This window comes from Streptomyces sp. WM6372 (assembly GCF_001279655.1).
GTDB lineage: Bacteria > Actinomycetota > Actinomycetes > Streptomycetales > Streptomycetaceae > Streptomyces.
In genome coordinates this window covers 81,932-95,223 of sequence record NZ_LGDB01000115.1, presented here as the reverse complement: position 1 = coordinate 95,223, position 13,292 = coordinate 81,932, and the positions used below count along the sequence as shown (strand labels likewise).

The following is a 13,292-nucleotide window of genomic DNA, read 5'->3' as shown; positions in this document are numbered from 1 at the left end:
CCGTCGTCACTTGGAGACGTTGACGGCCGGTGCGTCCTCGCCCAGGAGCTTGCCGTCCGAGGTCTCGAACTGGCGCTTGAAGCCGGCGATGGCGTCCGCGATGGAGGACAGGGTGTCGTCCGACATCTTGCCGCCGTCCGCGATGGAGGTCAGGAGGTCCTTGCGCTCACGGCGCAGGTGCTCCAGCAGCTCCGACTCGAAGCGACGGATGTCGCCGACCGGAACGTCGTCCATCTTGCCGGTGGTGCCGGCCCAGACGGAGACGACCTGCTCCTCGACGGGCATCGGCTGGTACTGGCCCTGCTTCAGCAGCTCGACCAGGCGCTTGCCGCGCTCCAGCGAAGCCTTCGAAGCGGCGTCCAGGTCGGAACCGAAGGCGGCGAACGCCTCCAGCTCACGGTACTGGGCGAGGTCCAGGCGCAGACGGCCGGAAACCTGCTTCATGGCCTTGTGCTGGGCCGAGCCACCGACGCGGGAGACCGAGATACCGACGTTCAGCGCCGGGCGCTGGCCCGCGTTGAACAGGTCGGACTCCAGGAAGCACTGGCCGTCGGTGATGGAGATGACGTTGGTCGGGATGAACGCCGACACGTCGTTCGCCTTGGTCTCGACGATCGGCAGACCGGTCATCGAACCGGCGCCCATGTCGTCGGAGAGCTTGGCGCAGCGCTCCAGCAGACGCGAGTGCAGGTAGAAGACGTCACCCGGGTAGGCCTCACGGCCCGGCGGGCGGCGCAGCAGCAGCGACACGGCGCGGTAGGCGTCGGCCTGCTTCGACAGGTCGTCGAAGATGATCAGGACGTGCTTGCCGGCGTACATCCAGTGCTGGCCGATGGCGGAACCGGTGTACGGCGCCAGGTACTTGAAGCCGGCCGGGTCGGACGCCGGGGCGGCGACGATCGTCGTGTACTCGAGCGCACCGGCGTCTTCCAGGGCGCCGCGCACGGACGCGATGGTCGAGCCCTTCTGGCCGATGGCGACGTAGATGCAGCGGACCTGCTTGTTCACGTCGCCGGAGCGCCAGTTGTCGCGCTGGTTGATGATCGTGTCGACGGCCAGAGCGGTCTTGCCGGTCTGACGGTCACCGATGATCAGCTGACGCTGGCCACGGCCGACGGGCACCATGGCGTCGATGGCCTTGTAGCCGGTCTGCATCGGCTCGTGCACCGACTTGCGGACCATGACGCCCGGAGCCTGAAGCTCCAGGGCGCGACGGCCTTCGGTCGCGATCTCGCCGAGACCGTCGATCGGGTTGCCGAGCGGGTCGACGACACGGCCGAGGTAGCCCTCGCCGACGCCGACGGAGAGCACCTCACCGGTGCGCTGCACCGGCTGGCCCTCCTCGATACCGCTGAACTCGCCGAGGACGACCGCACCGATCTCGCGCTCCTCGAGGTTGAGGGCGAGACCGAGGGTGCCGTCCTCGAACTTCAGCAGCTCGTTCGCCATGGCGGAGGGCAGGCCCTCCACCTTCGCGATGCCGTCGCCGGCAACGCTGACCGTTCCGACCTCCTCGCGCGAGGCCGCGTCCGGCTGGTACGACTGGACAAAGTTCTCCAGTGCGTCCCGGATCTCCTCCGGCCGGATCGTGAGCTCCGCCATCTGGGTTCCCTGCTCTCCTTGTTGGGCCTGAAGCTTCTTAGGGGTCTGGGGGCGACCCCCAGGAATCTTCTGCAAGTTCTGCACGGCCCAACCGGGCCGCTAGGAATGCTTTTGTTCTATTGCTGGCTGAGGTCAGCCGGCCATGCGGCGGGTCGCCTCTGCGAGGCGGTCCGCGATGGTGCCGTCGATGACCTCGTCGCCGACCCGCACCGTGATCCCGCCGAGGACCGCGGGGTCCACGTCGAGGTTCAGGTGCATCTGGCGGCCGTACAGCTTGGCCAGCACCGCGCCGAGACGCTGCTTCTGCACGTCGCTGAGCGGAACCGCGGTGGTCACGGTGGCGACCATGCGATCACGGCGCTCGGCGGCGAGCTTGGAAAGGGACTCCAGTCCCGCTTCCAGGCTACGTCCACGCGGGTGCGTGACGAGACGCGCGACCAGACGCTCGGTGACGGCGTTCGCCTTGCCGCCGAGCAGGCTGCGCAGCAGCTCGCTCTTGGCGGAGGCGGTGGCGCCGCGGTCGGTCAGCGCGGCACGCAGCTCGGTGTTCGAGGCGACGATCCGGCCGAAGCGGAAGATCTCGTCCTCGACGTTGTCGAGCGCGCCACCCTGCTGGGCCGCCGTGAGGTCGGCGGTGGCCGCCAGCTCCTCCAGCGAGTCCACCAGGTCGCGGGACTGCGACCAGCGCGACCGCGCCATGCCGGACAGCAGGTCGAGGGTTTCCCCGCCCACCTGGCCGGACAGCAGCCGACCGACCAGCTCGGCCTTGGCCTCGCCGGACTGCGCCGGGTCCGTGATGACCCGACGCAGCGAGACCTCACGGTCGAGCAGCGCGGTGACGGCTGCCAGCTCACCGGCGAGCTTCGCCGCGTCGACGGACGTGTTGTCCATCAGCGCGTCGAGACGCTCGCGCGCGGAGGCCAGCGCCTCGCGGCTCGCTCCGTTCATCGGGCTGCCTCGGCCTTCTCCTCAAGCTCGCTGAGGAAGCGGTCGATCGTGCGGCTCTGCCGGGCGGCGTCCTCGAGGGACTCGCCGACGAGCTTGCCGGCCAGGTCGGTGGCGAGCTTGCCCACGTCCTGACGCAGCGCCTGAGAGGCGGCCTTGCGGTCGGCCTCGATCTGGGCGTGGCCGGCAGCGATGATCTCCTCACGCTGCCGCTGGCCCTCTGCGCGCAGTTCTTCCTTGAGCGCAGTGCCCTGCTCCAGCGCTTCCTGGCGCAGGCGCGCGGCCTCGTGCCGGGCTTCGGCGAGCTGGGCCTTGTACTGCTCCAGCACGCTCTGGGCCTCGGTCTGAGCGGCCTCAGCCTTCTCGATACCGCCCTCGATCTGCTCGCGGCGCTCGTCCAGAACCTTGTTGATGTTCGGGAGGAGCTTCTTCGCGAGGAAACCGAAGACGATGACGAAGGCGATCAGACCGATGACGAGCTCGGGGATCGGCGGAACGAGCGGGTTTTCCGTCTCGGCCGCGAGAACCAGGAGGTTCACATCAGTGCCTTTCGTCTAATCGGACTAGTGGTCGCGGTTCGTCAGCTGTAGACGAACGGCATGACCAGACCGATGAGGGCGAGCGCCTCACAGAAGGCGAAGCCGAGGATCTGGTTGGCGCGGATCAGACCGGCAGCCTCGGGCTGACGAGCGAGAGCCTGCGTGCCGTTACCGAAGATGATGCCGACGCCGACGCCGGGGCCGATGGCCGCGAGACCGTAACCAACGGAGCTGAGGGAGCCGGTGACGGCGGCAAGGGTCTGGGACATGCCAGTTCTTCCTTCTCTTTCACGGACCGGTGGGGGTTGGCCACCGGACGAATGGGGGCTGAGCGGGGGGTGGGCCTGACTCAGTGGTGCTCGGCGAGCGCGCCCTGGATGAAGCTGCAAGCCAGAAGCACGAAGACGTACGCCTGGACAGCCTGGATGAAGAGCTCGAAGGCGGTCATCACGATGACCATCACGAACGAGACGCCCGCGTAGGCGATGCCGATCCCGTTCAGCAGGTACCAGCTGGCGATGGTGAACAGCAGCAGCAGGGTGTGACCGGCGAACATGTTCGCGAACAGTCGGACCGCGTGGGTGAACGGGCGCACCAGGACGTTCGAGAAGAACTCGATGACCATGACGAGGGGCAGGACGCCGCCGAGCGACTTGTCGTAGCCCGTCAGGTTCTTGAGTCCGCCGACGAAGCCGTGACGCTTGAACGTCACCGACATCCAGATGAAGTAGACGATCATCGCGAGCACCGCCGGGTAGGCGATGATCGCGGTCACCGGGAACTGGGCCACAGGGACGATCGACCAGACGTTCAGGACCCAGACGAAGAAGAACAGCGACACCATGAAGGGGACGTACTTCTCGCCCTCCTTCTTGCCCAGCGTCTCGTACACGATGCCGCGGCGCACGAAGTCGTAGCCGGCCTCGGCGACCATCTGGAGCTTGCCCGGTACGACCTTCGGCTTCCGGAACGCGGCCCAGAAGAAAGCGACGATGATCAGCGAGCCCAGGAGGGCCAGCAGCATCGGCTTGTTGAAGTACACACTGGTGGTGCCGGGCTCGCCCCACAGCGGCTCGAAGAGGAACGAGTGCAGGCCCGGACCGGGGAAGCCACATCCGTCGAAGATGTGACAGTCGGTCTCGAAAGCGAGCACCTGCGTCAGGTCAGCACTCACCGCGGGCTCCTTCAGCGTGGCGCATAGGTACGGCAACCTCGTTGTGTCGGCGCGGCGCACAGCCGCTGTTCGGCACTGGACTGGTGTTACGGGTGTGGGGGCGGCGATCAGGCATCGAGCCTCGCGATGGAACAGGCGTCAGCTCAGATGCCCGCGCCCGCAATGCCGCAGTTGGAACCGGACGATAGCAGCATCTCGAACGCCCGCTTATCCCGGCCCTACCCCTCACGACTTCGGCCCCGAATTTTCGGGCTTGTCGCCCTTCGTCGAGTCCGGTTCGACATACAGGATCTTGGCCTTCATGTGAGCACGCGTCTGAGCGCCGATCCACACGAGGGTGGTGGCGACGAGCGTGATCGCGAATGCCCGGGGGTTGAACAGCGTCGTGTTCTTGAACACGGCGACAAAGACGAAGAGCAGCAGGATCTGGGCCGTGTAGAGCATCAGCCCCATGGCCTGGAACAAGTGCGGCAGTGATTTCGCTGTGCGTTGCAGAACGACGAATCCGATGCCCATGAACAGCATCACCAGCAGCGTGGCGATGACGGCCCCGAGAGCCCCCTTGCCGCCTGCGACCACGGCGCTGATGACGGCGGCGAGAGCGCCGGCGGCAGCTGTGGGTACAGCGGCGTGCAGAAGGGATCGGACGTCATCTGACCGCATGGCGGTTTGCTCCGCGTGGTGGTGGGGGCACGGACTCGTACGGGACTCGTACGGGACGAGCGTAGACCCGGTCCGAGATCGAGCCTCGGGCCAATGGACCGTCGCACTACGGTCCTTCGGCTCTGTCGCCGGGTTTAGTGAACGGTATCACAAACTATTTGATGAGAGCTTTACCCACGGAGTGTGCCGACTGTCACACATGAGAGCTAACCCGCCCGTGTGTGCGCGACAAGCCGTCGTTGTGTGTGGTAAAGGCGGTTCATGTCCGACATGTACCGCGGGCGTCAGCGCGCCGACTCGGCCTTACGCCGGTCGGGGAAGCGCGAACGGGGGCCTACCGCGGTCGCTCCGTTGACGCCCGAGACGCCGACCCGGATCGGCCCGGCGGGCTCCGGCTCCCGGCCCGAGGCGTCGAGCGCGGCCGCCTCGGCGGCGCGCTCGCGGTGCCGGTAGCGCGGCGGGACCAGACCCTCGGCCCAGCGCGGGGCACGCGGGGTGAAGCGCGGCAGGAGCAGCAGGACGAGGCCCAGCGCGCTCAGCCCGACGATGGCGAGCACGATCCACATGGACGCGGAATGCACCGAATACGCCACCGCACCGAACGCGATCAGCCCGGACCAGAAGTACATGATCAGCACCGCGCGGCTGTGCGAATGCCCGAGCTCCAGCAGCCGGTGGTGCAGGTGCCCGCGGTCGGCCGCGAACGGTGACTGGCCCTTCCACGTACGCCGCACGATGGCCAGGACCAGGTCCGCCATCGGGATCGCGATGATCGTCAGCGGGAGCAGAAGCGGAATGAAGACCGGGAGCATCGCGTGCGTCGCGTTGCGCTCACCACCGGCGAACAGGGCCATGGTGTCCGGGTCCACCTGCCCGGTGATCGAGATCGCGGCGGCGGCCAGCACCAGACCGATGAGCATCGATCCGGAATCGCCCATGAAGATCCGGGCCGGGTGCATGTTGTGCGGCAGGAAGCCGAGGCACATGCCCATCAGGATCGCCGCGAACAGGGTGGCGGGAGCGGCTGCCTCGATCCCGTACCCGAACCAGATCCGGTACGAGTAGAGGAAGAACGCGGCGGCGGCGATGCAGACCATGCCGGCGGCCAGGCCGTCGAGCCCGTCCACGAAGTTCACCGCGTTGATGGTGATCACGACGAGGGCCACGGTGAGCAGGTTGCCCTGCCACTGGGTCAGCGCGACCGTCCCGATCCCCGGGACGGGGATCCACAACATGGTCAGGCCCTGCATGACCATCACACCGGCGGCGATCATCTGCGCGCCGAGCTTGATGAGGGCGTCGATCTCGAACTTGTCGTCGAGCACGCCGATCAGCCAGATCAGGGCGGCTCCGGAGAGCAGTGCCCGCGGCTCGTTCGACAGCTCGAAGACGCCGTTGAGGTTGCGCAGGTGGTCCGCGACCAGCAGCCCCGCGCACAGTCCGCCGAACATGGCGATGCCGCCGAGCCGCGGAGTGGGCTCGCGGTGCACGTCGCGGGCGCGGATCTCCGGCATCGCACCGGCCGCGATCGCGAACTTCCGCACGGGCCCGGTGAGCAGGTAGGTCACCGCGACCGTGACGCAAAGCGTCAGCAGATATTCACGCACGGGCTGCCCCAGATGTATCGCCGGCCATCTCAGCCCCACACATTAGCTGCGATGTACCCCTCATCGAGGACGCGAGGGGGCGGTATCCCGGTTGCGGTACGCCCTTCTTGTCCTGCTTACTCCCCGTACGGGGGAAATCCGCTGGTCAGCTCGGCCACTTCCGCGCGGGTGTTCGCGCCTGCCCCGCGCAGTGCGGCGGTAAACAGCACGGCGATCCGGGCCATCTCGGGCTCCCGCATGCCCTGGGTGGTGACGGCCGCCGTACCGAGCCGGATCCCGCGCTGGTCCCCGTACGGCAGGGCGCAGGTGTCCAGCACGATCCCGGCGGCGGCGAGCCGGCCGCGCGCGGTCGGGCCGTCCACGCCGAGCGGCGCCGGGTCGGCGGTGATCAGGTGGGTGTCGGTGCCGCCCGTCGTCACCGCGAAACCGTGGGCCGCGAGCGCATCGGCCAGCACCCGCGCGTTGGCCACCACCCGATGGGCGTACCTGGTGAACGCCGGCGCCGCGGCCTCGCCGAAGGCCACGGCCTTGGCGGCGATGGTGTGCATCTGGGCGCCGCCCTGGGTGAAGGGGAAGACCGCCCGGTCGATCCGCTCGGCGAACTCGGCCCCGCACAGGATCATCCCGCCGCGCGGGCCGCGCAGCACCTTGTGCGTCGTCGCGCAGACGATGTCGGCGTACGGGACCGGGCTGGGCGCGGCTCCGCCGGCGACGAGGCCGATCGGATGGGCGGCGTCCGCGATGAGGTACGCCCCGACCTCGTCGGCGATCTCCCGGAACACGGAGTACTCGGGGTGGCGCGGATAGGAGATCGAGCCGCAGACGATGGCCTTGGGCCGGTGCATCCGGGCGAGGCCCTGCACCTGCTGGTAGTCGATCAGGCCGGTCTCGGCGTCGACCCCGTACCCGACGAAGTCGAACCAGCGGCCGGAGAAGTTGGCGGGCGAACCGTGGGTGAGGTGGCCGCCGTACGGGAGCCCCATCGCGAGGACGGTGTCCCCGGGCCGCAGCAGCGCGGCGTACGCGGCCAGCACGGCGGCGGAACCGGAATGCGGCTGCACGTTGGCGTGCTCCACCCCGAACAGCGCCCGGGCCCGCTCGACGGCCAGCCCCTCGGCGAGGTCGGCGTACTCGCAGCCGCCGTGGTAGCGGTGGCCGGGATAGCCCTCGGCGTACTTGTTGGCGAGCGCCGAGCCGAGTGCCGCCAGTACGGCGGGCGAGGTGAAGTTCTCGGCCGCGCTCAGCTGGAGCGAGACGGCCTGCCGCTGCGCCTCCCCCGCGAGCACGTCTGCCATCTGCGGATCCTGCTGCCGCAGCAGGTCGGAGGGCGGGGTGATGACGCTCATGGCGCGACTCCCAGTGGCGGTCCCGGATACGCCCACTCTAGGTCGCCCCGGCCCGCTCTGCCCGTTTCGAGCCCGTTTCAGCCCCGCCGCGTTGGAGGCGCGGGGTCAGGGGCGCAGCCCCGGGGAACGGGCGAAAGACGGGCCCGGGACCAGCCCCGCGGGGCCCGGCCCGGCCACCCGCAGGGGTCAGCGGGAAGCCGTGACGCCCGTCAGGGCCGTGACCACGGGGTCCAGCGCCTGGTTGGCCCCTTCTCGATCGCGCCCCTCGCACTGCTCGGCCCCAGGGGGCCTCTCAGGCTTCGCGGCGCTGCGCCGGCCTCCGGCCGGCTGCCGTCAGCGGGAAGCCGTGACGCCCGTCAGGGCCGTGACCACGGGGTCCAGCGCCTGGTTGATCTCGTCGCCGATCGAGCGGAAGAAGGTGATCGGCGCCCCGTACGGGTCGTACACCTCGTCCGCGTCGGGCGACGGTGCCAGCAGCCATCCCCGGAGCGCGGCCGCGGCCCGCACCAGCGCCCGGGCCCGCTCCGCGACCCCGTCGTCCAGCGGCGGCAGCGTGGCCGGATCTATGGCTCGCACCAGCCGCGTGAACTCCTTCAGCGTGAACGTCCGCAGCCCCGCCGAATGCCCCATCGAGATGACCTGTGCCCGGTGGTCCCGCGTCGCGGTCAGCACCAGGTCCGCCCGTATGACGTGCTCGTCCAGCAGTTCCCGCCCGGTGAACCCGGACGCGTCGGCCCCGAAGTCGGCGAGCACGGCCGCCGCGTTGGCCTCCATCGGGGCCCCCTCGTGGCCCCACGTCCCCGCGCTCTCCACGATCAGGTCAGTGGCCGGAATACCGCCCAGCCGGTGCGCCAGCGCATGCCGGGTCAGCCGCTCGGTGATCGGCGAGCGGCACACGTTGCCGGTGCTGACGTGGAGGATGCGGAACGTGTCCCCGCCGGCGCCCGCCGGGTGGGGGTCCCCCCAGCCGTGGCTGCCGCCGGAGGTGTGCCCGCTTGCTATGCCACGCCCCTCAGGGCTCACGGGGCCACCTCGAGGTCGGGTACGACCTCCCGCAGCTGCTCGGCGGTCAGCGCCCCCTCGCGCAGCAGGACGGGAACCTTCCCGGTGACGTCGACGATCGACGACGGCTGGATCCCCGGGGTCGGACCGCCGTCCAGGTACACGGACACGGAGTCGCCCAGCATCTCGCGCGCCGCGTCGCAGTCCTCCGGCGCGGGGTGCCCGGTCAGGTTCGCCGAGGACACGGCCATCGGACCGACCTCGGTCAGCAGCTCGATCGCGACGGGGTGCAGGGGCATCCGTACGGCCACGGTCCCGCGGGTCTCCCCCAAGTCCCAGGCCAGCGAGGGCTGGTGCTTGGCGACGAGCGTCAGCGCGCCCGGCCAGAAGGCGTCGACGAGCTCCCAGGCCTGCTCGGAGAAGTCCGTGACGAGCCCGTGCAGGGTGTTCGGGGAGCCGATGAGCACGGGGGTCGGCATGTTGCGGCCGCGCCCCTTGGCGGCGAGCAGGTCGCCGACCGCCTCCGCGCTGAAGGCGTCCGCGCCGATCCCGTAGAGGGTGTCGGTGGGCAGCACGACAAGCTCGCCGCGGCGCACGGCGGATGCGGCTTCACGCAGACCCGTCTTGCGGTCCGTCGCGTCGTTGCAGTCGTATCGCCGGGCCATCAGCGGGACTCCTCGTGCAGCAGGGGGGTGGAGGGGTGGGTCGCGCCCGTCACGGCATGGCCTTGCGGGCGGTGGCGAAGCGGGGGCGGTTGTTCAGGTCGGGGTGGTCGGCGGCGTCGGCCCAGCCCCGCTCCTCGGCGAAGATCCACGGGACCTGGCCGCCCTGGGTGTCGGCGTGCTCGATCACGACGATGCCGCCGGGCCGCAGCAGCCGGTGCGCGGTGCGCTCGATGCCGCGGATGGTGTCGAGTCCGTCCTCGCCGGAGAACAGGGCCATCTCGGGGTCGTGGTCCCGGGCCTCGGGGGCCACGTACTCCCACTCGGTGAGCGGGATGTACGGCGGGTTCGAGATCACCAGGTCGACCTGGCCGTCCAGCTCGGGCAGGGCGCTCAGCGCGTCGCCCTGGTGGACGGTGACCCGGGAGCCCTCCGCGTTCTTGCGGGTCCACCGCAGGGCGTCCTCGGACAGCTCGACGGCGTGCACGCGCGAGCGCGGCACCTCCTGGGCCATGGCCAGCGCGATGGCGCCGGACCCGGTGCACAGGTCCACGATCAGCGGTTCGACGACGTCCATCGCCCGTACGGCGTGTATGGCCCAGTCCACGACCGACTCGGTCTCGGGCCGGGGCACGAAGACCCCGGGCCCGACCTGGAGCTCCAGGTACCGGAAGAAGGCGCGGCCGGTGATGTGCTGGAGCGGCTCGCGCGCCTCGCGGCGGGCGACGGCCTCCCAGTAGCGGGCGTCGAAGTCCGCGTCCTTGACGTGGTGCAGTTCCCCCCGCTTGACGCCGTGCACGAAGGCCGCGAGCTCCTCCGCGTCGAAGCGCGGTGAGGGCACGCCGGCGGCGGCCAGCCGCTGGGTGGCCTGGGCCACCTCGGCAAGCAGCAAGTTCACGCTGGTCCTCCGGGCTGCTGTCGTACGGGGGTGGTGCGGGGCGTACACGGTGAAGCGGGTGGTGCGGGGTGGTGCGGTCGGACGCGGATCAGTGCGCGGACGCCAGCTTGGCGGCCGAGTCCGCGTCGACGCAGGCCTGGATCATCGGATCGAGGTCGCCGTCGAGCACCTGGTCCAAGTTGTACGCCTTGAAGCCCGTCCGGTGGTCCGAGATCCGGTTTTCCGGGAAGTTGTACGTACGGATCTTCTCGGAGCGGTCCACGGAGCGCACCTGGCTGCGGCGCACGTCGGAGGCCTCCTGCTCGGCGGCCTCCTGGGCCGCGGCCAGCAGGCGCGACCGGAGGATGCGCATCGCCTGCTCCTTGTTCTGGAGCTGGCTCTTCTCGTTCTGGCAGGAGGCGACCACACCGGTCGGGACGTGCGTGATGCGCACGGCCGAGTCGGTGGTGTTGACGGACTGGCCGCCGGGGCCCGACGAGCGGTACACGTCGATGCGGAGGTCGTTCGGGTTGATCTCGACCTCGACCTCCTCGGCCTCCGGGGTGACGAGCACGCCCGCGGCGGAGGTGTGGATGCGGCCCTGGGATTCGGTGGCCGGAACGCGCTGGACGCGGTGCACGCCGCCCTCGTACTTCAGGCGGGCCCACACGCCCTGGCCGGGCTCGGTGGCGCCGTTGCCGCCCTTGGTGCGGACGGAGACCTGGACGTCCTTGTAACCGCCGAGCTCGGACTCGGTGGCGTCGATGATCTCGGTCTTCCAGCCCACGCGCTCGGCGTAGCGCAGGTACATGCGCAGCAGGTCGCCGGCGAACAGGGCCGACTCGTCGCCGCCCGCGCCCGCCTTGACCTCGAGGAGCACGTCCTTGTCGTCGCTGGGGTCGCGCGGGACCAGCAGCAGGCGGAGCTTCTCGGTGAGCTCCTCGCGGTGCGCGGTCAGCTCCTTCACCTCGGCCGCGAAGTCCGGGTCGTCGGCCGCGAACTCCTTCGCCGTCTCGATGTCCTCGGCGGACTGCTTCCAGGCACGGAAGGTCGCGACGATCGGGGTCAGCTCCGCGTAGCGCTTGTTGAGCTTGCGCGCGTTGGCCTGATCCGAGTGGACCGAAGGGTCGGCGAGCTTCTTCTCAAGATCGGCGTGCTCGCCGACCAGTTCCTCGACCGCCTCGAACATCGGGGGCTCCTGAAGTGAAAAGTACGAAAAAGGGCTGCGGGACGACAAAGGCGCCGGTCCGGCTGCCCCCGTGTGGACAGGGTGCAGCCGGGGTCCGGCGCCGGGGGCTCGCTACTTCGAGCCGGCAGCCTTGCCGAAGCGGGCCTCGAAGCGGGCGACGCGGCCACCGGTGTCGAGGATCTTCTGCTTGCCCGTGTAGAACGGGTGGCACTCGGAGCAGACCTCGGCACGGATGGTGCCCTCGGTCAGGGTGCTACGGGTGGTGAACGACGCGCCACAGGTGCAGCTGACCTGGGTCTCGACGTACTCGGGGTGAACATCGCGCTTCAAGGTGTCTCCTAGATTCGGGAGGGCGCCGGGTCGCAGGAGCCGAATTGCGCACTGCGTGAACCGGGGCCGACAGACCAGTCTGCCAGGACCGGGCTGCCTGTCAAAATTCTGAGGACGCCTCCCTCAACGAGGGCGGTCCGGTATCTATTCCGCTCCCTTGCGGAAAGCGCCTGACCAGGCATTTTGCGGTTTACTGCACGATCTGACCGGCGGTGCCCTTGTCGCCCATGGAGTTCGCGGTGGCCTCGGCGGGGACCGGCTGCTCGGCCAGCAGGGCGTCCCAGACCATCTTGGACTCCTTGGTCAGCGGGACGACCCGGTCGTTGTCGCGGGGGTCCGGACCCACCGGCAGGGTGATCATCTTCATGTCCTGGGCGTCGATGCCCTGGAGGCTCTGCGCGAAGCCCATCAGGGACTTCACGTCGCCGAGCGACTTGTCGGTGGTGAGCGCCTTGGTACCGGTGTCGGCGAGGTCGAGCAGCCGCTTGGGGTTGTCGAAGACGCCGATGCCCTTGACCTGCTTGATCAGGGCCTTCATGAACGCCTGCTGGAGCTGTATTCGGCCCAGGTCGGAGCCGTCGCCGACGCTCTTGCGGGTCCGTACGAGGCCCAGGGCCTGCTCCCCGTTGAGCTTGTTGGCACCGGCCGGGAGGTCGAGGTGGCTCGATCCGTCCTTGATCGGCTTGGTGGTCGTCAGCTCGACGCCGCCGAGGTTGTCGATGATCTTCTTGAAGCCCGTGAAGTCGACCTCGATGTAGTGGTCCATGCGGATCCCCGACATCTTCTCGACGGTCTTGACCGCGCAGGCGGCCCCGCCGATGGTGAACGACTCGTTGAACTGGGAGCGCGCGCTGCCGCGGTCGGTCTTGCCGTTGCTCAGCGTGCAGGACGGCCGGTTGACCATGGTGTCGCGCGGTATCGAGACCACGGTGGCCTTCTTGTGGCCCTCGTAGAGGTGGACGATCATCGCCGTGTCGGAGCGTGCCGAGCCGCCGTCGTCCCGCCCGTACTCGGAATTGGCGCCGCCGCGGGAGTCGGAGCCGAGGACGAGGATGTCCATCGAGCCGTTGTCCACGTTCTGGGGGCGGTCGGTGCCGAGCGCCTGGTCGATGTCGACCGTCTTGAGGTTCCCGTTCAGGTGGAAGTAGAACCAGCCGAGGCCGGCCCCGCCCAGCAGGACCACGCCTGCGGCGCTCCACGCGGCGATGACCAGGGCCCCGCGGCGCTTCGGCGGTTTCCGTCGGCGCCGGCCCGCGGCACGCCTGCCGCCGTCCCTGCTGTCCTCGCTCATGCTCTCCTCAGTCCTGAGTACGTTCCCTCTGAACACAGACGGACGAATGCCGTCCAGGGTTCCAC

General features: G+C 69.4%; 14 protein-coding genes. All 14 read right to left on the bottom strand.

Features of this window, described 5'->3' with window-relative positions; translation table 11 throughout:
- Positions 1–6 precede the first annotated feature (6 nt).
- On the bottom strand, positions 7–1,602 hold the full coding sequence (gene atpA / locus ADK52_RS10165) for a F0F1 ATP synthase subunit alpha (protein ID WP_053689429.1): 1,596 nt from the start codon (positions 1,600–1,602) through the stop codon (positions 7–9).
- Positions 1,603–1,734: 132 nt separating this feature from the next.
- Positions 1,735–2,550 (bottom strand): F0F1 ATP synthase subunit delta, encoded by an 816-nt coding sequence (locus ADK52_RS10160; protein ID WP_053689428.1) that lies wholly within the window; start codon positions 2,548–2,550, stop codon positions 1,735–1,737.
- The gene (locus ADK52_RS10155) at positions 2,547–3,086 is read right to left on the bottom strand and encodes a F0F1 ATP synthase subunit B (protein ID WP_030857149.1); all 540 of its coding nucleotides are present in this window, start codon (positions 3,084–3,086) and stop codon (positions 2,547–2,549) included. The genes ADK52_RS10160 and ADK52_RS10155 overlap by 4 nt, the downstream gene beginning before the upstream one ends.
- Before the next feature lie 41 nt (positions 3,087–3,127).
- Positions 3,128–3,355, bottom strand: a complete 228-nt coding sequence (gene atpE, locus ADK52_RS10150) for an ATP synthase F0 subunit C (RefSeq protein ID WP_030386954.1) — start codon at positions 3,353–3,355, stop codon at positions 3,128–3,130.
- Positions 3,356–3,435: 80 nt separating this feature from the next.
- A complete protein-coding gene (gene atpB / locus ADK52_RS10145) occupies positions 3,436–4,260 on the bottom strand; it encodes a F0F1 ATP synthase subunit A (protein ID WP_053689427.1) in 825 nt (274 codons plus the stop codon).
- Positions 4,261–4,485: 225 nt separating this feature from the next.
- On the bottom strand, positions 4,486–4,923 hold the full coding sequence (locus tag ADK52_RS10140) for a hypothetical protein (protein WP_053689426.1): 438 nt from the start codon (positions 4,921–4,923) through the stop codon (positions 4,486–4,488).
- Between the two features lie 284 nt (positions 4,924–5,207).
- On the bottom strand, positions 5,208–6,530 hold the full coding sequence (locus tag ADK52_RS10135; RefSeq protein ID WP_182508552.1) for an MraY family glycosyltransferase: 1,323 nt from the start codon (positions 6,528–6,530) through the stop codon (positions 5,208–5,210).
- A gap of 116 nt (positions 6,531–6,646) precedes the next feature.
- A complete protein-coding gene (gene glyA, locus ADK52_RS10130) occupies positions 6,647–7,876 on the bottom strand; it encodes a serine hydroxymethyltransferase (RefSeq protein ID WP_053689424.1) in 1,230 nt (409 codons plus the stop codon).
- Positions 7,877–8,209: 333 nt separating this feature from the next.
- Positions 8,210–8,899, bottom strand: coding sequence for a low molecular weight phosphatase family protein (locus ADK52_RS10125; RefSeq protein WP_053689423.1), 690 nt, complete (start codon positions 8,897–8,899; stop codon positions 8,210–8,212).
- Positions 8,896–9,543: an L-threonylcarbamoyladenylate synthase gene (locus ADK52_RS10120; protein WP_030153769.1), complete on the bottom strand. Its 648-nt coding sequence runs from the start codon at positions 9,541–9,543 to the stop codon at positions 8,896–8,898. Before ADK52_RS10120 ends, ADK52_RS10125 begins: the two co-directional genes overlap by 4 nt.
- A 49-nt stretch (positions 9,544–9,592) precedes the next feature.
- Positions 9,593–10,438 carry a peptide chain release factor N(5)-glutamine methyltransferase gene (prmC, locus tag ADK52_RS10115; RefSeq protein WP_030153768.1) on the bottom strand — a complete coding sequence of 282 codons (846 nt, stop codon included), beginning with the start codon at positions 10,436–10,438 and terminating at the stop codon, positions 9,593–9,595.
- 88 nt (positions 10,439–10,526) lie between these two features.
- Positions 10,527–11,606 (bottom strand): peptide chain release factor 1, encoded by a 1,080-nt coding sequence (gene prfA / locus ADK52_RS10110; RefSeq protein WP_030153767.1) that lies wholly within the window; start codon positions 11,604–11,606, stop codon positions 10,527–10,529.
- A gap of 111 nt (positions 11,607–11,717) precedes the next feature.
- Entirely contained in the window at positions 11,718–11,936 is a 219-nt protein-coding gene (gene rpmE, locus ADK52_RS10105; protein WP_030153765.1) for a 50S ribosomal protein L31, read from the bottom strand.
- Positions 11,937–12,126: 190 nt separating this feature from the next.
- Complete coding sequence (locus tag ADK52_RS10100; protein WP_053689422.1) at positions 12,127–13,227, bottom strand: LCP family protein; 1,101 nt, start codon at positions 13,225–13,227, stop codon at positions 12,127–12,129.
- Positions 13,228–13,292: the final 65 nt, after the last annotated feature.

Coding starts and splice junctions, on each gene's coding strand:
- prfA (WP_030153767.1), bottom strand. CDS start 11,606: ATGTTCGAGGCGGTCGAGGAACTGGTCGGCGAGCACGCCGATCTTGAG.
- ADK52_RS10140 (WP_053689426.1), bottom strand. CDS start 4,923: ATGCGGTCAGATGACGTCCGATCCCTTCTGCACGCCGCTGTACCCACA.
- ADK52_RS10160 (WP_053689428.1), bottom strand. CDS start 2,550: ATGAACGGAGCGAGCCGCGAGGCGCTGGCCTCCGCGCGCGAGCGTCTC.
- ADK52_RS10120 (WP_030153769.1), bottom strand. CDS start 9,543: ATGGCCCGGCGATACGACTGCAACGACGCGACGGACCGCAAGACGGGT.
- glyA (WP_053689424.1), bottom strand. CDS start 7,876: ATGAGCGTCATCACCCCGCCCTCCGACCTGCTGCGGCAGCAGGATCCG.
- atpE (WP_030386954.1), bottom strand. CDS start 3,355: ATGTCCCAGACCCTTGCCGCCGTCACCGGCTCCCTCAGCTCCGTTGGT.
- ADK52_RS10100 (WP_053689422.1), bottom strand. CDS start 13,227: ATGAGCGAGGACAGCAGGGACGGCGGCAGGCGTGCCGCGGGCCGGCGC.
- atpA (WP_053689429.1), bottom strand. CDS start 1,602: ATGGCGGAGCTCACGATCCGGCCGGAGGAGATCCGGGACGCACTGGAG.